The organism is Streptomyces indicus (assembly GCF_900100315.1).
Taxonomy (GTDB): Bacteria; Actinomycetota; Actinomycetes; order Streptomycetales; family Streptomycetaceae; genus Streptomyces; species Streptomyces indicus.
Window position 1 is genome coordinate 1 of the sequence record NZ_FNFF01000019.1, and the last position, 19,011, is coordinate 19,011.

The 19,011-nt window shown below is 72.2% G+C and carries 17 protein-coding genes; 10 read left to right on the forward strand and 7 right to left on the reverse strand.

The window, feature by feature from the left end; genetic code table 11:
- The coding region (locus BLT97_RS31805) for a trypsin-like peptidase domain-containing protein (protein WP_143041422.1) at nt 1-1,347 on the reverse strand (1,347 nt) is incomplete at its 3' end.
- Between the two features lie 100 nt (nt 1,348-1,447).
- On the opposite strand from BLT97_RS31805, the gene BLT97_RS31810 reads away from it, so the two are divergent.
- On the forward strand, nt 1,448-2,320 hold the full coding sequence (locus tag BLT97_RS31810) for a methyltransferase (protein WP_093616496.1): 873 nt from the start codon (nt 1,448-1,450) through the stop codon (nt 2,318-2,320).
- A gap of 393 nt (nt 2,321-2,713) precedes the next feature.
- Here BLT97_RS31810 and BLT97_RS31815 read toward each other — a convergent pair whose 3' ends face one another.
- On the reverse strand, nt 2,714-3,982 hold the full coding sequence (locus BLT97_RS31815) for a zf-HC2 domain-containing protein (protein ID WP_093616498.1): 1,269 nt from the start codon (nt 3,980-3,982) through the stop codon (nt 2,714-2,716).
- Complete coding sequence (locus BLT97_RS31820; RefSeq protein WP_093616500.1) at nt 3,979-4,563, reverse strand: sigma-70 family RNA polymerase sigma factor; 585 nt, start codon at nt 4,561-4,563, stop codon at nt 3,979-3,981. The genes BLT97_RS31815 and BLT97_RS31820 overlap by 4 nt, the downstream gene beginning before the upstream one ends.
- A gap of 397 nt (nt 4,564-4,960) precedes the next feature.
- On the opposite strand from BLT97_RS31820, the gene BLT97_RS31825 reads away from it, so the two are divergent.
- Nucleotides 4,961-5,335 (forward strand): STAS domain-containing protein, encoded by a 375-nt coding sequence (locus tag BLT97_RS31825; RefSeq protein ID WP_093616502.1) that lies wholly within the window; start codon nt 4,961-4,963, stop codon nt 5,333-5,335.
- Nucleotides 5,336-5,350: 15 nt separating this feature from the next.
- On the opposite strand, the gene BLT97_RS38105 is transcribed toward BLT97_RS31825, so the two are convergent.
- The gene (locus BLT97_RS38105) at nt 5,351-5,815 is read right to left on the reverse strand and encodes a hypothetical protein (RefSeq protein WP_176953961.1); all 465 of its coding nucleotides are present in this window, start codon (nt 5,813-5,815) and stop codon (nt 5,351-5,353) included.
- Between the two features lie 187 nt (nt 5,816-6,002).
- Between BLT97_RS38105 and BLT97_RS31835 the strand changes: the two genes are divergently transcribed.
- Nucleotides 6,003-6,524 (forward strand): EF-hand domain-containing protein, encoded by a 522-nt coding sequence (locus BLT97_RS31835; RefSeq protein WP_093616506.1) that lies wholly within the window; start codon nt 6,003-6,005, stop codon nt 6,522-6,524.
- A gap of 137 nt (nt 6,525-6,661) precedes the next feature.
- Here the strand turns inward: BLT97_RS31835 and BLT97_RS31840 are convergent, their stop codons facing one another.
- On the reverse strand, nt 6,662-8,203 hold the full coding sequence (locus BLT97_RS31840; RefSeq protein WP_093616508.1) for a class I adenylate-forming enzyme family protein: 1,542 nt from the start codon (nt 8,201-8,203) through the stop codon (nt 6,662-6,664).
- A 187-nt stretch (nt 8,204-8,390) separates the two neighbouring features.
- On the opposite strand from BLT97_RS31840, the gene BLT97_RS31845 reads away from it, so the two are divergent.
- From BLT97_RS31845 to BLT97_RS31860, 4 genes are all read left to right on the forward strand, one after another.
- Entirely contained in the window at nt 8,391-9,617 is a 1,227-nt protein-coding gene (locus tag BLT97_RS31845) for an amidohydrolase family protein (RefSeq protein WP_093616510.1), read from the forward strand.
- Nucleotides 9,618-9,620: 3 nt separating this feature from the next.
- Complete coding sequence (locus BLT97_RS31850; protein WP_093616512.1) at nt 9,621-10,775, forward strand: acyl-CoA dehydrogenase; 1,155 nt, start codon at nt 9,621-9,623, stop codon at nt 10,773-10,775.
- A gap of 9 nt (nt 10,776-10,784) precedes the next feature.
- Nucleotides 10,785-11,687 (forward strand): acyl-CoA dehydrogenase family protein, encoded by a 903-nt coding sequence (locus tag BLT97_RS31855; RefSeq protein ID WP_093616514.1) that lies wholly within the window; start codon nt 10,785-10,787, stop codon nt 11,685-11,687.
- A 421-nt stretch (nt 11,688-12,108) separates the two neighbouring features.
- A complete protein-coding gene (locus BLT97_RS31860) occupies nt 12,109-12,576 on the forward strand; it encodes an ATP-binding protein (protein ID WP_093616516.1) in 468 nt (155 codons plus the stop codon).
- 304 nt (nt 12,577-12,880) lie between these two features.
- On the opposite strand, the gene BLT97_RS31865 is transcribed toward BLT97_RS31860, so the two are convergent.
- Entirely contained in the window at nt 12,881-13,807 is a 927-nt protein-coding gene (locus BLT97_RS31865; RefSeq protein ID WP_093616518.1) for a cyclase family protein, read from the reverse strand.
- A gap of 154 nt (nt 13,808-13,961) precedes the next feature.
- On the opposite strand from BLT97_RS31865, the gene BLT97_RS31870 reads away from it, so the two are divergent.
- The 3 genes from BLT97_RS31870 (at nt 13,962) to BLT97_RS31880 (ending at nt 17,547) form a co-directional block, all read left to right on the forward strand.
- Complete coding sequence (locus tag BLT97_RS31870) at nt 13,962-14,873, forward strand: SDR family oxidoreductase (protein WP_093616520.1); 912 nt, start codon at nt 13,962-13,964, stop codon at nt 14,871-14,873.
- A gap of 347 nt (nt 14,874-15,220) precedes the next feature.
- Entirely contained in the window at nt 15,221-16,483 is a 1,263-nt protein-coding gene (locus BLT97_RS31875) for an acyl-CoA dehydrogenase family protein (RefSeq protein WP_093616522.1), read from the forward strand.
- Nucleotides 16,480-17,547: a Zn-dependent alcohol dehydrogenase gene (locus BLT97_RS31880; RefSeq protein ID WP_093616524.1), complete on the forward strand. Its 1,068-nt coding sequence runs from the start codon at nt 16,480-16,482 to the stop codon at nt 17,545-17,547. The genes BLT97_RS31875 and BLT97_RS31880 overlap by 4 nt, the downstream gene beginning before the upstream one ends.
- Nucleotides 17,548-17,608: 61 nt before the next feature.
- Here the strand turns inward: BLT97_RS31880 and BLT97_RS31885 are convergent, their stop codons facing one another.
- Nucleotides 17,609-18,982 carry an MFS transporter gene (locus BLT97_RS31885; RefSeq protein WP_425442790.1) on the reverse strand — a complete coding sequence of 458 codons (1,374 nt, stop codon included), beginning with the start codon at nt 18,980-18,982 and terminating at the stop codon, nt 17,609-17,611.
- Nucleotides 18,983-19,011: the final 29 nt, after the last annotated feature.

A 19,011-nucleotide genomic window follows, 5' to 3' on the forward strand; every position in this document is an offset into this window, starting at 1 on the left:
GGGGTCGGGGTGCGGGTGTGCGGTGTCGGGGTGCTGCGGAGTGGCGGCGGGGCGGGGCGAAGTGGGGCCGGGGTGCGGGGAGGTGGGCCCGGGGTGCGGTGACGTGGGGTCGGGGTGCGGTGATGCGGGCCCGGGGTGCGGTGGCGTGGTCTCGGGGTGCGGGGAGGTGGGCTCGGGGTACCGTGGCGCCGGAACCTCCGCGGTGAGGCCGGCCCGTTCCGCGAACCGGCGGATCAGGCCGGACGCGGTCCGACCGGTCGCGTCCACGGCGAAGTCGATCGTCCCGGTGAGCGGTCCCGCGAACGGCCCTGCGGTCCGCGGCGCCGCGGGCGCCCCCGCACCGCCCTCGCGGGACTGGAGCTCGCGGTCGGCGGCGAGCAGGGTCTGCCGCAGCGTGTCCAGATCCCCGTGGCCCTCGCGTACGTACACGACCTCCACCGGCAGCGCGTCGAACTCCCCGTCCAGCCACCGCACAAGGCGCCGCCGGAGCCCGGGGTCGCCCGATCCGGCCGCGGACTCCCGACGCGCGGACGCCCGCGCGGGACGGGCGATGTCCCCCGCCACGGCCCGTACCCCCGTGACCGTGATCCCCAGCTCGTCCAGGCGCAGTTCGCGCTGGACGGTCTCGGTCGGGATCAAGGAGGCGTGTTCGAGGCGGTCGGCGGGCAGTGCGCTGCCGCGGCGCCCGGGCCGGTGGGTGAGCAGCCCGATCACCCGTCCCGTCCCGGCGTGGACGACACCGGCTCCGCTGTAGCCCTGGCGGATGGGCGCCCGCATCCCTTCCAGGTCGAGCGTGACCCATCCGGAGGCGGGCCGCCGCCCCTCGTCCGCGCCCCCGCTCACCCCGGCCAGGCTCTCCGGATCGCCGAGCCCGAGCAGCACCGTCCCGGCGCGCTCGCCGCCGAGCAGGTCGGGCGGGTACCCGGTGACCTGGACGGGCGCGCCCCGCGCGGGGATCTGCCGGTGCAACCGGACCGGCTGCACCTCCTCGCCCGGCTCGCGCTCCAGCTCCAGGAGCACGAGATCGCCGCCCCGCCCGGCCCGCGGCGGCAGCAGCCGCCCATCCACCACGCGCACCCGGATCGGGCCGGCGGCCCCGCCGGCCCCGGGAAAGTCCACATACAGGTCGTCATACGGCCGCACGGACCGCACCGCGCGAACGCTCCCGGCACCCCACTCCACCTGCTCCCTCGGCGGCAGCACGACATGGGCGCAGCTCACCACGTACCGCCGGTGCAGCAGGACCCCGGCTCCGCGCGGCTCGGTCCGTTCCTCGGCGCGGAACAGTCTGACGCGCCAACTCTCCTGTCCTGGCGCGGAGTTGACGGTGCTACGGGACGTCCGCATGGGGTTCACGATATCGGCGTGCCGCTGCTCCGGGCATGGTCACGTAGGGTGCAGAGGTGGTGAAAGCTGGCCGGTACACGGCGTCCGAGGCGGTAGGCGGATGACACTCCCCGGCGCTGCGCTCCCTGACGCGTACGACCCTCTCGTCGTGCGCCTGCGCACGGCGGGCTGCGTCTTCGCCGAGGAGGAGGCGCGACTGCTCCGCGACGCGGCGCCGTCGCCCGCCGCCCTGGAGGACATGACGCTCCGCCGCATCGCGGGCGAACCCCTGGAACAGGTCGTCGGCTGGGCCGAGTTCGCGGGCCTGCGCATCCTCCTCGACCCCGGCGTCTTCGTCCCGCGCCGCCGCACGGAGTTCCTGGTCACGGTCGCCCTCGACCTGCTCACCGCCGACGCCCTGCCCGGCGGCCCCCCGAGCACCGGGGCCCCGAACTCCCCGCCCCCGGACTCCCCGAGCCCGACGGCCCAGGTGATCGTGGACCTGTGCTGCGGCTCGGGCGCGGTGGGCGCGGCGCTCGCCGCCGCCTTGCCCGACGCGGACCTGCACGCCGCCGACCTCGACCCGGCGGCGGTGTCCTGCGCCCGCCGCAACCTGCCGCCGTCGCGGGTGCACGAGGGCGACCTGTTCGCCGCCCTGCCCCGCCACCTGCGCGGCCGGATCTCCCTCCTGGCGGCGAACGTCCCGTACGTCCGTACGTCGGACATCCCGTTCCTGCCCTCGGAGGCCCGCGAACACGAGCCCCTCACGGCCCTCGACGGGGGCGAGGACGGCCTCACGGTGGCCCGCCGCGTGGCGGCGGAGGCGGCGGCGTGGCTGGCCCCGGGCGGTCACGTCCTCATCGAGGCGACCGAGTCCCAAGTCCCCTCGGCACTACGGCTGTTCGAGGGGGCGGGCCTCTCGGCCAAGGTCGTCACGGACGAGGACTGGGAGGCCCAGGTGGTGGTGGGCACTTTCGGCCCCTCCGCCGTTTGAGGACGAGCGCCGTCCAGGCGCGATCGGGGGCAAGGGGCGAAGCCCCAAAGGGGGTGCAGGGTGCGAAGCCCTCGCGTGGGTGCCCTCCCAAGGGGCTGGGGCGGAGCCTCAGTTCGGGTGCCCACCCGGGGGGCCGGGGGCGGAGCCCCCGGTTTCGGGAAGGGGCGGGTAGGGGAACTCCACCCGCCGCAGGCGCCCACCTGGGCCCGATCCGACCCGCACCGAGCAGGTGCACCGCACCGATCACCGCGCCCAAGGCGGGGGCTCCGCCCCCTGCACCCCCGCGCGGCGCCCGCGAACGCACGCGCACCCACGAACGCACGCGCACCCGCGGACGCCCCCGCACGCGTACCCGCGAACGCCCGGCCCCCCGACAGCCGCCCCCACCAACCCCTACATCCGACTCAAAGAAGCCGCCGCCGACAGCACATCCCGGATCGCCTCCCGGTCGCCGTCCTGCCCGGCGGCCGCCTCCTCCGGTACCACGTGTCCCGCTGCCAGGCGGCAGAACTCCACGCCGTCCAGGGCGACATGGGCCACCTCGTGGTCGGCTGAGCCGAGCGCGCCGGGGGAGTCCAGGGCGATCAGCCACTCGCCGCCGCCCAGGCCCTCGACCTCGAGGCGGAGGCTGCGGCCCGGGGAGCCGGCGCGGACCAGGCCCTTCGCGGGGGCCGCGAGGCCCTCGCGGCGGCGCTGGGCCAGGGCCGAAGGGAGCATCCGGGCCGCGAGGTCGATCATCCGGTTGAGGTGGCGCGGGGACGGCGGCTCGTACGGGTAGTCCACGGCGTCCGCGATGTCCCCCGCGTGCACCCAGCACTCGAAGGCCCGGTCCACTAGCGAGTCCCGCAGGGGGAGGCTGAAGTCGCCGTACGGCACGGAGAGTTGGCCGGATCCGCCGCCCGCGAACGACACCGTGCGCACGAGTGCGTGCGTCTGCTCGCGCCACGGCACCCGCACGGTGCGGGTGGGCGGGAAGTGCGAGGCCTTCCAGTACGTCTCGGTGCGCTCGCGCGGCTCCCCGGACGCGGGCGCCAGCTCCCCGAGCGGGTCCTCCATGCCGAGCGCGACCGCGACGAGCCCGTCGACCGTCAGGAGGTGGGCGATCACCCCGGCGACGGTGGTGCGGCGGTTCACGGGACGGTCGGCCTGCCCGTCGTACCACTTGAGCCGTACGGGCGCGTGCCACTCGCCGTCGCCGATGTCCTGGAGCAGCGCGTCGAGCCGCGCCGTCTCCGCGTCGTACGGAGCCGCCCAGTCCGGTACGGGGATGCGCGGCGGACGCCGGTCAAGGCAGCCCGCGAGGACCCGCGAGCGCAGGCCCGGGTCGAGGTCGAGGCTCTCCTCCGGCTGGAGGAGGCCGACGGCGTCGCGGAGCCTGAGCGCCTCGTCCGCGCACGGGCCGCAGGTGCCCAGGTGCAGCTCGACCGCGGCCGCCTCCTCCGGCGAGCAGGCGGCCAGCGCCCACGCGCCGAGCAGCGACTTGAGGACGTCGTGCTCCAGGACCGGCGGCGCGGGCGCGGCGGGCTCGGGCAGCGGCAGGCCCGAGTCCTCGACGGACTCGCGCGGCGGTGGTATCCGCGGCGGGGTGGACGCCCCGGGACGCTCCTCGTCCCCCGGGCCGCCGTCGCCCGGGCCGAGCGGATCGAACGGATCGGGGCTCATGTCGCTCTCCCGTATCCGTGCTTCCAGGGATTGCCCCTGTTCTTCCGGTCGTTGGCCGAGGAGAGCAGCTGGAGGCCGAGCCGCAGCCGGCGGCGCGCCTCGTCCTCGGTGACGCCGAGGTCGGCGGCGGTCTGCCGGTAGTCGCGGCGCTGGAAGTACGCGAGCTCCAGCGCGGCCCGCAGCGGCGCGGGCATGGACGTGACGATGTAGTCGGCGCGCGCCGCCGCGGAGGCCTCGCGCACCTTGCGCTCCAGGTCCTCGGCGCTGCCCTCGCCGCCTTCCGCGAGCGCCGCCGCACCCTCCTTGCGCAGCCGCTGCACGGCCTGGCGGTGGGCGAGCGAGGCGATCCAGGAGCGCATGGTGCCCTGCTTGGGCTCGTAGGCCTCCGGGTTCTCCCAGACCAGCGCGAACACCTCGCGCGTGACCCGGTCGGCGGCGTCCTCGTCGTCGAGCACCCGGTGGGCGAGGCTGTGCACGAGCGAGGCGAAGCGGTCGTAGAGCTCACCCAGCGCCGCGGCCTCCCCGCGCGCGAGCCGCTGCTGCATCCTGCGGTCCCAGCGGGGTGGTGCGTCCTTCGCCATCGGGCCCCCTCCGACCGTCACGTGCCAGCGTGCGCTTTCCCCTGCACCTCGAATGTAGTGCGAGGCGCCCTCCGCGTACGCCCCTTTACGGCAATGTGCGCCCGCGCCCGGGCCCGGGATGGTAACGAATGCGTCACCTTCCGTTGCGCAGAGCAACTGAATGAACGTGACCGAAGTCGATCTAGATGGATCGAATCCGACGAAACGTGATAGGGGTTCGGAGGTAAGCGTGAGGCAGGTGTGATGCAGGACCTGTCCCGGGGCGTGCCGCCGAGCCCGGCCGCCGCGTGTTTCAGCGCGGAGCTGATGGGCAGCCGCGAACCCAGGAAGCGAAAGAACTGCTTCCGGATCTTCGGGGCCGAGGCCCGGGACGAGTCCGGCGAGCGAGAGGCATGACGTGACGCTCAAGGTGACCGAGGCGGATCGGGGCGGCTGGGCCGTCATCCAGGTCAGCGGTGAGATGGACCTGGTGACATCACCCGTCCTGCGTCAGCGCGTGCACGACGCCGTCGCGGACGGCCGGCACAGCGTCGTCCTCGACCTGTCCGAAGTCCTGTTCTGCGACTCCTCCGGCGTCGGCGTCCTGATCGCCGCCCGCCGGCTGCTGCGCTCCTGCCAGGGCCGGCTGCGCCTGATCCTGCCGGCCCGCGGCGCGGAGGACGGCTCCCACGTCAACCGCGTCCTCGCGGCCCTCGGCGTGCGGCGCCTGTTCGACGTGTACCCGGACGCGGTCTCGGCCTCGGACGACGCGGCCCAGCCGCTGTCCGCCTGACCCAGGCGAGGCCGCTCACAGATGGTTCTTGGCGAGCGCCACGAAGTCGTTGACGGCCTCCTTCGCCTCCGTGCAGAACGCCAGGAACTCCTCCCGCCCCTCCGCCTTCGGGATCCGCGTGATGCAGTCGAGGGCCTCCTGCGCCCGCTCGAGCGCCGCCTCCGCCTCCGCCGCGCCCTCCGGCCCCGCCTGCGCCCCGCCCGTCACCAGCCGCACGCGGAACAGCCCTTCGTACACCTCGACGCGCAGATCGAAGGCGCGCGCCCGCAGCGCCGCGTGCGACTCCTCGAACTCCCCGCCGTTGCAGATCAGCCAGCGCTCCATCTGCGCCCGCCGGTACATCATCAGCGCGCCCGCGAACGAGCTGTAGACCTGAAGCCGCTCCTGGCGCAGTTGCTCGGCCCGCGTGAACCGCTCGCCGCGCACCAGCGCCCGCTGCTGGAACACATGGCTCACGCCCACACCCAGCAGAGTTCCCACCACGGCTATGACACTCGCAACAGCTTCCACCCGCACAGTCGATCACGGACGCACAGGGCGCAGGCGCTTGTCGCAGATTCTCACCAGTCTCGATACGAGGGCGAACTTTCCGGGCGCACGGCGCGCAGCCCGACGTACGCTCGCCCCTGACGTGACCCAACCGCACCCGATGAGTGAGGCAGCCGAGATGGACAGCGCAGAGTACGAGCGCAGGATTGCCGCCCGCTTCGCCAGCTTCGACCAGGACGGCAACGGCTATATCGACCGCGAGGACTTCTCCTCCGCGGCCAAGGCCCTGCTCGCCGAGTTCGACGTGACCGCCCGCTGCGACAAGGGCCAGGCGCTGTACATCGGCGCCGAGGCGTTCTGGCAGGGCATGGCCGGGATCGCGGATGTGGACGGCGACCAGCGCGTGACGCGCGAGGAGTTCGTGACCGGCGCGGTCAAGCGGCTGCGGGACAGCCCGCAGCGCTTCGCCGAGATCGCCCGGCCGTTCCTGCGCGCCGTGCTCGCGGTCGCGGACCGGGACGGCCAGGGCGTGACGGCCGAGGACGCGGGCCGGGTCCTGCGCGTACTCGGCGTCACCCCGGACGCGATCCCCGCGGCCACCACGGCCCTGGACCCGGAGAACACGGGCCGCATCCCGTCCGAGGAACAGCTCCTCGCCGCATTCGCCGCGTACTTCACCACTCCGGATCCGGAGGCGTAGGGCGCGCTGCCGCACGTCGGAAGGGCGGGTCCCGTCGCCAGGGACCGCCCTTCCGTATCTCTTGTACGAGAGGGCCTTCTCTCGTACGAGAGCGTGTTCTCTCGTACGAGACCTCTCTCCTGCGAGAGCCGTCTCGTCTACGAGAACTGCTCCCGCAGCTTGTACTTGAGCACCTTCCGCAGAGTCTCGTTGCGCGGCAGCGCGTCCACCACCTCCAGCTGCTCCGGCAGCTTGTGCACCGACAGGCCCTCGCCGCGCAGATAGGCCGTCACCTCGTCGAGGCTCAACTCCGGCGAATCCGCGCGCTGTTCGATCACCGCGCACACCCGCTCGCCGCGTACCTCGTCCGGCAGTCCGATCACCGCCGCGTCGCCCACGCCCGGGTGCCGGTGCAGCAGGTCCTCTATCTCCTTGGCCGAGATGTTCTCGCCCTTGCGGATGATCACGTCCTTCGCGCGGCCGGTGAGGACGAGATGGCCTGATTCCGTCAGGTGGCCCAGGTCGCCCGTGATCAAGTAGCCGTCCGCGTCGAAGACTTCGGCCGTCTGGGCCGGGTCGAGGTAGCCCTGGCAGACCGCCTCGCCCTTGAGCCGCACCTCGCCGTCCGCGAGTGGCGGCAGCTCCTTGCCGTCCGCGTCCGTGATGCGGATGGACATCGCCGTGGGCGGTTTGCCCTCGGTGGTCGCGAGGTTCTCCACCGTGTCGTCGGGCGCGCCCATCGTGATCATGGGCACCTCCGTCATGCCGTAGCCGTGGGTGAGCTGGCAGCCCATCTCGCGCACGACGGCGTGGTAGACCTCGGGGGGCTTCGGAGCGCCGCCGCCGGCGAGCAGGCGCAGGGTCGGGATGAGCTTCTCGCCCGGGTTCTTGCGCTGTTCGGCCAGGAACATCGAGTAGAAGGCCGTCGACCCGCCCGCCGTCGTCACCCCGTGCCTGCGGTAGCCCTCCAGCGCGCCCGGCAGCGCGAACTTCTCGAAGAGCACGGCAGGGAACCCGTAGAGGAAGAGCATGACCAGGTAGTCAGGACCGCCGATGTGCGCGTACGGGAAGGCGATGGACCCCACGTCCTCGGGCGACAGATGCAGCGCATGCGCCAGGCACGACCCGCCCGCGATCAGCGAACGGTCCGTGTGCAGGACGCCCTTGGGGTCCGAGGTGGTGCCCGAGGTCCAGTAGATCCAGCGCACCGAGGTGCCCTCGGCCGGCGGCGGGGGCAGGATCCGCGGGTCGCCGTCCGGCAGGGAGTCGTACGCCTCGAAGATGCCGCGTGCGCCGAGGCGGCGCGCCATCTCCGTGTGGTCGAAGTCCCGCCACACACCCGGCGAGGCGAAGAACTCCGCCTTGGACTCGCGGAGCGCGAAGCCCACTTCCTTGTCCCGGTAGAAGGGGATGATCGGCGTCTGGACCGCGCCGATGCGGGCGAGCGCGGCGGACAGCAGGACCGTCTCGATCCGGGTGGGCAGCTGCCAGGCCACCACCGTGCCCGGGCGGACCCCCATCTCCCACAGCCCGGCCGCCACGCGCTCGCCGCGGTCGCGCAGCTCGGCGAAGGTGAGGGTGCGGTCGTCCTCGGGCGCCGCCTCCGCCTGGATCAGGACGCGGCGATGCGGGGTGCGGGCCGCGCGGCGGCAGATCAGTTCCCAGAACGTGGGCGCCGAGTCGAGTGTCGCATCGCTCATCGCGGTGGCCTCCGTAAACCCGAAGATGCTCATTCCTGACGGGCAGTCAGATCGGGGAAGAGCGTAGGCTTCCGCGCCTTGTCGGTCCAGAGGTGCGGGGGCTAGCCTCTATCTGACGATCCATCAGAAACGCGGAACGCACCAGGACCAGTCGACGCCCCGTGCGCGTCGGGTGAGGGGACCCCCAATGGAACTGCCTCGGATCATCAGCGTCGACGACCATGTGATCGAGCCCGCGCATCTCTTCGAGACCTGGCTGCCGAAGAAGTACCAGGACCGCGGACCCAAGCCGCTCACCGCGGGCATCGGCGAACTCGCCTACATCGCCGGCAAGTACCAGATCACGATGGACCCCGACGGTCCGCCCACCGACTGGTGGATCTACGAGGACCTGAAGTTCCCGTACAAGCGCAACATCGCCGCCGTCGGCTTCGACCGCGACGACATGACCCTGGAAGGGATCACGCGCGCGGAGATGCGCCGCGGCTGCTGGGATCCCAAGGCGCGCCTGGAGGACATGGACCTCAACCACGTCGAGGCCTCCCTCTGCTTCCCGACCTTCCCGCGCTTCTGCGGCCAGACCTTCGCAGAGGCCCACGACAAGGAGGTCGCGCTCGCCTGCGTGCGCGCGTACAACGACTGGATGGTGGAGGAGTGGTGCGGTGACAGCGGCGGCCGGCTGATCCCGCTGTGCATCATCCCGCTGTGGGACATCGACCTCGCGGTCGCCGAGATCCACCGCAACGCCGCGCGCGGCGTGCGGGCCGTCACCTTCTCGGAGATCCCCACGCACCTGGGGCTGCCGTCGATCCACTCCGGCTACTGGGACCCGTTCTTCGCAGCCTGCCAGGAGACCGGCACCGTCGTGAACATGCATATCGGCAGCAGTTCGCAGATGCCGGCCGCGTCGCCCGACGCCCCGCCCGCCGTCCAGGCCTCGCTCAGCTTCAACAACGCGATGGCCTCGATGATGGACTTCCTGTTCAGCGGCGTCCTCGTGAAGTTCCCGACCCTCAAACTCGCCTACTCCGAGGGCCAGATGGGCTGGATCCCGTACGCCCTGGAGCGCGCCGACGACGTGTGGGAGGAGCACCGCGCCTGGGGCGGGGTGCGCGACCTGATCCCCGAGCCGCCGTCCACGTACTACTACCGGCAGATCTTCTGCTGCTTCTTCCGCGACAAGCACGGCGTCGCCTCGCTCGACGTGGTCGGCCGCGACAACGCCACCTTCGAGACCGACTACCCGCACGTGGACTCGACCTTCCCGCACACCAAGGAGGTCGCCCTCGACCACGTGAAGGGCCTCGATGACGAGACGGTCTACAAGCTGATGCGCGGCAACGCGATCCGCATGCTCGACCTCGACTTCGACCGGGGCCTCACCTTCCCCTGGTCGGCGAAGAACGCCGGATAGCCCATGGACCTCACCTACACGGAAGAGGAAGAGGAGTTCAGGGCGCGGCTGCGGGAGTGGCTCGGGCAGGTGCTGCCCACGCTCCCGCCCAAACCCGACCCGAACGACTGGCCGGGCCGGCGCGCGTACGACATGGGCTGGCAGCGCAGGCTGTACGACGCCGGATACGCGGGGCTGCACTGGCCCGTGGACGCGGGCGGGCAGGGCGCCACCCCGACCCAGCACCTGATCTTCCTGGAGGAGACGGAGAAGGCGGGCGCGCCGTACGTGGGCGCCAACTTCGTGGGGCTGCTGCACGCGGGCCCCACGATCGCCGCCGAGGGGACGCCCGGGCAGCGCGCCCGCTGGCTGCCGCCGATCCTGCGCGGCGACGAGGTGTGGTGCCAGGGCTTCAGCGAACCGGACGCGGGCAGCGACCTAGCGGCCCTGCGCACGAAGGCGGCGCGCGACGGCGACGAGTACGTGATCACCGGCTCCAAGATATGGACCTCGCACGCCGAAGTGGCCGACTGGTGCGAGCTGTTGGTGCGCACTGACCCCGATGCGCCCAAGCACCGCGGCATCTCCTGGCTCGCGATGCCCATGGACGCCCCCGGGGTCACCATCCGGCCGCTGCGCACCCTCGCGGGCTCCACCGAGTTCGCCGAGATGTTCCTCGACGAGGTGCGGGTGCCGGTCGCGAACCGGGTCGGCGCGGAGAACGACGGCTGGCGCGTCACCATGGTCACGCTGTCCTTCGAGCGCGGCACGGCCTTCGTCGGCGAGGTGGTCGCCTGCCGCCGCACGCTCACCGCCCTCGCGGACGCGGCCCGCAAGAACGGCCGCTGGGACGACCCCGTGCTGCGGCGTAAACTCGGGCTCCTGAGCGCCGAGTTCGCCGCCCTGTGGCGGCTCACGCAGTGGAACGTCAGCGAGTCCGAAGCCACCGGGGGAGTGCCCGGCACCGGCGGCTCGGTGTTCAAGCTCCGCTACTCGCACGCACGCCAGGAGCTGTACGACACGGCCGCCGAGGTGCTCGGCGCGGGCTCGCTCGACGTGGACCACGAGTGGGTGCTCGACCGCCTGTCCTCGCTCTCGTACACCATCGCGGCCGGCACCTCGCAGATCCAGCAGAACATCATCGCCGAGCGCATCCTCGGCCTCCCGAAGGGCCGGTGAGCCACGCCCATGCACTTCCAACTCACCGAGGACCAGCGGGCCTTGCAGGCCGGGATGCGCGAGCTGCTCGCCGGGCGCTTCGGCCGCGACACCCTGCGCGCCGCCGTCGACGCCCCCGGCACCCTGGACCGCGGCCTGTGGCGCAAGCTCGGCGAGGCCGGGTTCTTCGCGCTCCGGCTGCCCGAGGACGAGGGCGGCGTCGGGCTCGGACTGCCCGAAGCGGTCCTGCTGTTCGAGGAGGCGGGCCGCGCCCTGCTGCCCGGACCGCTGATCGCCACCCACCTCGCGGCCGGTGTCGTGAAGGGCGCCGCGGACGGCAGCGTGATCGTCACGCAGCCGGACGGGGCGCTCGTCGAGTGGTACGAGGCGGCCGACGCGCTGCTCCCGCCCGCGGACACGGCCGAGGGCGGCTTCGCGGACGGCGCCCTCACCCCCGTCCGCTCCGTGGACCCGCTCACCCCGCTGCACCGCCTGCCCGAACCCGCGCCCGCCGCCGACCCGCTCGTCGGCCTCCTCACCGCCGCCGAGCAGCTCGGCAGCGCGGCCCGTACGACGGAGATGGCGGTCCAATACGCCCGCGAACGCGAGCAGTTCGGGGCCGCGATCGGCTCCTTCCAGGCCGTCAAGCACCTGTGCGCCCAGATGCTGGCCCGCACCGAACTGGCCCGCTCCGCCGTCTACGCGGCGGCCGTCACCTGCGAGGCCGCGGACATCGCGGGCGCCAAACTCCTCGCCGACGAGGCCGCGGTGCGCTGCGCGCGGGACTGCCTCCAGGTGCACGGCGGGATGGGCTTCACATGGGAGGCCGATGTCCATCTGCATCTCAAGCGCGCCTGGGTGCGCAAGGAGCGGTGGGTGTCGGAGGGTGCGTTGACGGAACTTCTTGCGGAGCTGCTCGTCGAAGTGGGATGACGTCCGGCAGCTCTCCCCTGAACGACAGCGCTGAGTAACCGGAGCGGGGCCACGATCGGGTTGAGTCGCGCGGGCGACTCGCCACGTCCCGGAGTCGGGCCCTTGCTCCGGTACGCTCCGTGAGGTGCGAGTGGTTCAGCGTCCGAGCCGTCCCGGAGTCGCCCGCGAGGTGGCACCGGAGGCCGTGACGTGCCGTGCTCGCACGGTCCGGCGCCGTCCCGCGCCTGCTTGTTCGAGCCCCCCGAGCGCGCGTCGCACAGTATGCCGTACGCGTACTCCTTCGCGCTGGAATATGCCCGAAGCGCTTGTTGGGGTGACTGTACGTCAACCATGCTGTCCCGTACGGGGATCACGGTCCGTGACCCCTGCGTGGCACGAGGCTGTCTCCCTAGCGGTCCCGCCGGTTCGGATGGTGTGAGCGGTGCAGGTGCTTCAAGTTCAGATGGAGGTCGGGGCCGACCCGGCCGAGGTCGGGCGTGCCCGCAGGTGGGCGAGGTCGCGCCTTGCCGTCTGCGGCATAGAAGCGGATGAGCCGGTGGCCGAGACCCTCGTGCTGCTCATCTCCGAACTGGTCACCAACGCCGTGGTGCACACCGGCTGTCCGGCCGTGCTGCGCATGCTCCTGCCCGACGTGCCCGCCCCCGCGGGGACCGTCCGCGTGGAGGTGGACGACTCCTCCTCGCGTGCGCCCCGGCCGCGGGCCGCCGACGAGGACGACACCCACGGACGCGGACTCGCCCTGGTCGACGGGCTCGCCGACCGCTGGGGCTGGCAGGAGGAGTCCACCGGCGGCAAGCGGATCTGGTGCGAGGTGGACCGCGGCTCGGCCGGCGCCTGCGCCGCCGAGGCGGTCGCGTCGCCCTCCGGGATCGTGGTGCACGCCCTCTGAGTGCGTGCATGCCCGCTTGCCCTCGCTGAACTTCCCCTCATTTCCCGGACTTTCCGTGCGATACGGGAGATAGGCCGCAGGTGGGTGTTGACGTGACGTGTCCGTTTGATCACGCTTGTGGGTGGCGATTCGCCGCGAGGGGACGTCGAGGGCGTAAGACGATGACGGGCTCTCGGCCTCGGCGAGTGCGAGTCGTGCCGGCGTCAGCCCTCAGGGCCAACAGGGCGGTTTCTGAACGCCGGAGACGGCCGGTGGGGCGCTCCCCGAGGGAAGCGCCCCACCGGACGGCGGGCGTCACGTCGGGTCAGAGGATCGCGACCGGGGCGACCGGGGTGCCCGTGCCGCCGACGAACGGCTCCGGCATCGCGGAGAGCAGGAACGCGTAGCGCTGTTCTTGTGCACAGGCTGTGGACAGTTCTTCCAGATTCCAGTTCTGGCCCTGCATCATGCCCATCTCCACGAGGTGGAGCCCGTGCACGCCGAGCCAGAGGTTCTCGATCTCGGGCGGGAAGATCTCGAAGACCATCGTGTCGTTCGCGACCGCCGCCACGTCCCGGGCGTGGAACCACTCAGGGGTGCGGATCGACAGGCCCGGTGACGGCGTCGCGTACCCGTGCTTGTCGCTCTGGAGATAGAGCTGCATCTGGCCGGTGCGGACCAGGACCACGTCGCCGGCGCGCACCTTCACCTTGCCGAACTCCTCGGCCTCCGCGAGGTCTTCGGGCGTGACCGCGTGGTCCCCGGGCAGCCGGTCGAGGCCCTTCGCGGCCGCCACGTCGAGCAGCACACCGCGCGACACCACATGCCGAGCCTTCTCGATCCCGCTGTACGCCGAGCCGCCGTGGGCCGTGATCGAGTCGGCCGGGCGGCCGTTGTAGATCTTCCCCGAGTGCGAGACATGAGTGAGGGCGTCCCAGTGCGTGGCGCACTGGAGCCCCATCGTCACGGCGTCGTCGCTGGTGGCGACCGTACCGGGCCCGAACATCTCGAAGTTGAGCATCACCATCGTGTGCATCGGGTTCACGCGGCCCGGGATCATGCCCGTCTGCACGCCGTTGTCCTGGAGGTCCAGGGCGAGCGGTATCCGCCGGCCCGAGCGGACCTCGGCCGCCGCGCCCTTCACCACCTCGTCGGTGATGAGGTTCAGGGTGCCGATCTCGTCCTCGGCGCCCCAGCGTCCCCAGTTGTTGACGCGCTTGGCGATGTCGTGGAACTCGGGGGGCAGACCCATGTCGTTCTCCTCAGGTGCGGTCGAGTGCGGTGCGGTCCGGTGCGGTCGAGTGCGTCAAGTCGGCGGAGTCCGTTGCCTGCTGGGGCTTGTGCTCGCGTATCCCGTGCCCCCTAGAATCTAACGGTCCGTCAGAAACCGCGGGAAGGGGCACGACGTGGGGAACTTCTTGGCAGGCAAGGTCGTGGCGGTGACCGGCGCAGGCCGGGGCATCGGCCGTGCGGTCGCGCTCGCGGCCGCCGCCGAGGGAGCCAAGGTCGTCGTCAACGACTACGGGGTCTCGATCGAGGGCGGCGAGCCCTCCTCGGAGGTCGCCGAGCAGGTCGTCAAGGAGATCGAGGCGGCGGGCGGGTCGGCGGTGGCCGTCGCCGACGACATCTCGACCATGGCCGGCGGTCAGCGCATCGTGGATGTCGCGCTGGCGACGTACGGGCGGATCGACGGGGTCGTGTGCGTGGCTGGGATCCTGCGCGAGCGGATGCTGTTCAACATGTCCGAGGAGGAGTGGGACCCGGTGGTCGCCACGCACCTCAAGGGCACGTTCACCGTCTTCAAGGCGGCGTCTGCGGTGATGCGCAAGCAGGGGTCGGGGACGCTGATCGGCTTCACGTCGGGGAACCACCAGGGTTCGGTCGCCCAGGCCAACTACTCGGCCGCGAAGGGCGGGATCATCTCGCTGGTCCGCTCGGCGGCGCTTGGTCTGAACAAGTACGGGGTGACGGCGAATGCGGTCGCGCCCGTCGCCCGTACGCGGATGTCGGCGAACGTGCCGATGGAGCTGAAGGAGATCGGGTCGCCGGAGGACGTGGCGGCGCTGGTCGTCTATCTGCTCTCGGACCGGGCCCGCGAGGAGAAGATCACCGGGCAGGTGTACACGATCGCCGGGCCGAAGATCGCGGTGTGGGCTCAGCCGCGGGAGCTGCGGACGGGGTACGCGGAGGGTGCGTGGACCCCCGAGAAGATCGCGGACTTCCTGCCGGGGACGGTGGGGGTGGATCCGATGCCGATGCTGGCGCAGTTGGAGGCGATGGCTCGGGCTGCGGCTGCGAAGGAGCGGCCCAACGCGTAGGGCCGCTCTGGGGGTTGGGGTGGGGTGCGGGGGTGCAGGGGGCGGAGACCCCGCCTCGGTGCGCTGTCGGGTGCGGGTGCGTTGTGGTTGCGGTGGGCGCCTGCGGCGGGCGGATTTCCCCTACCCGCCCCTTCCCGAAACCGGGGCTCCGCCCCGGACCCCGCATCCGACCTTCGGTCGGATCTGCTCAATCGCCGCAGGGGCTGGATTTCAGCCCGTCCGGCGTTTGAGGACGAGCGCGTTCAGCGCGAAAGGGGGGTCTGGGGGCGCAGCCCCCAGTTTCGGGAAGGGGCGGGGTGGGGGAAATCCGCCCGCCGCAGGCGCAACGGCGAGGAGGAGGTGGGCGTATGGACTTCGAGTTCGGGGTCGAGGACGAGGCGTTTCGCAGCGAGGCCCGGGGCTGGCTCGAAGAGCACCTCACCGGGGAGTTCGCCCAGGCCAGGGGACGCGGCGGGCCCGGGAGCGAGCACGAGGGCGGGGAGGTTCGGCGTGCCTGGGAGCGGGAGCTCGGGGCCGGTGGGTGGGTCGGGATCGGGTGGGAGGGCGCGGGCTTGCTCGCGCCTTCGGGCAAGGACCGGACCGCGTACAAGACGAAGACCCCGTACGGGAATCGCACCGCCACCCTCACCCAGCAGGTCGTCTGGGCCGAGGAGTACGCCCGCGCCCAGGCCCCGGCCCGCTACGGGCACATCGGCGAGAACCTGCTCGCGCCCACCCTGCTCGCGTACGGCAGCGAGGAGCAGAAGAAGGAGTTCCTGCCCGCCGTCGCGCGCGGGGAGCACATGTGGTGTCAGGGCTACAGCGAGCCCGGGGCGGGATCCGATCTCGCGGGGCTCAGGACGGCCGCCGTGCGGGACGGTGACACGTACCGGATCAGCGGGCAGAAGATCTGGACCTCTCTCGCCCACGACGCCGACTGGTGCTTCGTGCTGGCCAGGACCGAGGCGGGGTCCGTGCGCCACCAGGGGATCAGCTTCCTGCTGGTGCCGATGGACCAGCCGGGCCGGATCGAGGTCCGGCCGATCCGGCAGCTCACCGGCACGATCGAGTTCAACGAGGTGTTCTTCGACGGGGCCGTGGCCCGCGCCGAGCACGTGGTCGGCGGCGAGGGCAACGGCTGGCAGGTCGCCATGGGGCTGCTCGCCTTCGAGCGCGGGGTGTCCACGCTCGTCCAACAGATCGGGTTCGCCGAGGAGTTGGGGCGGGTGCTGAGGGAGGCCGCCGCGAGCGGGGCCGTCCGCGACCCCGTGGTCAAGGACCGGCTCGTGCGGCAGTGGGCCGAGCTGCGCACCATGCGCTGGAACGCGCTCAGGACGCTGGGCTCTGGCGGCGACCCGGGCGCGCCGAGCGTGGCCAAGCTGCTCTGGGGCGGCTGGCACCAGCGGCTCGGCGAGCTGGCGATGCAGGTGCGCGGCACGCTCGCGACCGTCGGGCCGCAGGACTGGAGCGAGCAGGCCCCGTACGAACTGGACGCACTGCAAAGGCTGTTCCTCTTCACGCGCGCCGACACCATCTACGGCGGCTCGGACGAGATACAGCGGGGCATCATCGCCGAGCGCGTGCTCGGGCTGCCCAGAGAACCCAAAGGATCCCAAGGAGGGGGCCGATGAGGGGCGTCATATTCGACGGCAAGCAGACCCAGGTGATCGACGACCTGGAGATTCGGGATCCGGGGCCGGGCGAGGTGCTTGTCGCGATCGCCGCGGCCGGACTCTGCCACTCCGACCTCTCGGTGGTGGACGGGACCATCCCGTTCCCCGTGCCGGTGGTGCTCGGGCACGAAGGCGCGGGCGTGGTCGAGGCGGTGGGCGCCGGGGTCACCCATGTGGCCGCCGGCGACCACGTCTCGCTGTCCACGCTCGCCAGCTGCGGGGCCTGCGCGGACTGCGACCGCGGGCGGCCGACCATGTGCCGCAAGGCGATCGGCATGCCGCAGCAGCCGTTCTCGCGCGCCGGCAACCCGCTGTTCCAGTTCGCCTCCAACTCCTCCTTCGCCGAGCGGACCGTCGTGAAGGCCGTGCAGGCCGTGAAGATCCCGAAGGAGATCCCGCTGACCTCGGCGGCGCTCATCGGGTGCGGGGTGCTCACGGGGGTCGGGGCCGTGCTCAACCGGGCCCGCGTGGACCGCGGGGACACGGTGGTCGTGATCGGTGCCGGCGGCATCGGGCTCAACGTCCTCCAGGGCGCCCGGATCGCGGGAGCCACCACGATCGTCGCCGTGGACGCCAATCCCGCGAAGGCGGACGCGGCACGGCAGTTCGGGGCCACGCACTTCATCGACGCCTCGGCCGTGGAGGACACGAGCGAGGCGGTACGCGAGATCCTGCCGACGGGCGCCGACCACGTCTTCGAGTGCGTGGGCAACCCGAAGCTGATCCGCCAGGCCGTGGAACTCCTCGACCGGCACGGCCAGGCCGTGCTGCTCGGCATGACGGGCGCGAAGACGGAGGCCTCCTTCCTGCCCGCCGCGATGTTCCTGGACAAGTCCATCCTCGGCTGCCGCTACGGCTCCTCGCGCCCGCAGCGCGACATCCCGCTGTACGCGTCCCTGTACCAGCAGGGACGGCTCCTGCTCGACGAGCTGGTGACGGCCACGTATCCGGTCGAGGACTTCGCGAAGGCCGTCGACGACCTGCACGGGGGGCGGGTGGCGCGCGGGGTGCTGACCTTCTGAGGGGCGGCCCTATCGACTGCGCGCGTGGGGTGGGGACTTGACGGTCCCCGCCCCGCTCGCTCTACCGCTGCGCCGCCACCGCCTGTCCCTTGCGTATCACCACCGCCATCAGCGCCGCCGCCGCGCACAGCGCCCCCGACGCGTACCAGACCACGTCGTACGAGCCGAACGCGTCGCGGGCCACTCCGCCGAGGAAGGCGACGATCGCCGCGCCCACCTGGTGCGAGGCGAGCACCCAGCCGAAGACGATCGCCGAGTCCTCGCCGTAGTGCTCGCGGCACAGGGCGATCGTGGGCGGGACGGTGGCGACCCAGTCGAGGCCGTAGAAGACGATGAAGAAGATCATCGGGGGGTGGACCGAGTCCGCGAGCAGCATCGGCAGGAAGAGGAGCGAGATGCCGCGCAGGGCGTAGTAGACGCCGAGCAGGCGGCGGGAGTCGAAGCGGTCGGTGAGCCAGCCCGAGAAGACTGTGCCGATGATGTCGAAGACGCCGATCACCGCGAGGAGGGAGGCGGCGGCCGGGACCGGCATGCCGTGGTCGTGGGCGGCGGGCACGAAGTGGGTCTGGATCAGGCCGTTGGTGGAGGCGCCGCAGATGGCGAAGGTGCCGGCGAGCAGCCAGAACGGGCCGGTGCGGGCCGCCGAGAAGAGGACCTTGAGGGTGCGCCGGGCCGCGCCCTGCACGGGGGCGGGCTTGGGCACGAACTCCTTTGCCCCGTACGGTGCGAGGCCCACGTCCGCGGGGTGGTCGCGCAGGAGCAGCCAGACGAAGGGGACGACGGCGAGGGCGGTCAGCGCGACCGTGACCGAGGCCGGCTTCCACTCCCCGTCCTCGACCATCCACGCGAGCAGCGGCAGGAAGATCAGCTGGCCGGAGGCGCTCGCGGCGGTGAGGAGGCCGGTGACCAGGCCGCGGCGTTCGGTGAACCAGCGGTTGGTGACGGTGGCCGCGAAGGCGAGGGCCATGGAGCCCGAGCCGAGGCCGACCAGGAAGCCCCAGTAGAGGATCAGTTGGAGCGAGCTCGACATCCATACGGTGAGGCCCGAGCCGACCGCGATCATCGTGAGCGCGACGGCCACGACCTTGCGGATGCCGAAGCGGTCCATCAGCGCGGCCGCGAACGGGGCGGTGAGGCCGTACAGCGCGAGGTTCACCGAGACCGCGAGGCCGATGGTGCCGCGCGACCAGCCGAAGTCCTCCTCGAGCGGCTCGAAGAGCAGGCCGGGCAGTGAGCGGAAGGCGGCGGCGCCCAGGATCGTCACGAACGCGACCGCGGCCACCCACCAGGCGCGGTGGATGCGCGGGGTGCGGGGCGTCCGGGAGGCCGCGGGCTGCGGCCGGTCGGGGCTCTCCGGGACGACCGGGGCCGCCACAGGCTGCGGTACCGGTTCGGCGTCTGCCGGCTGCGGCACGGCGTCGGATGTCTGCGTCACGGGATCATCCTGGCCGTCCCGCGATGACG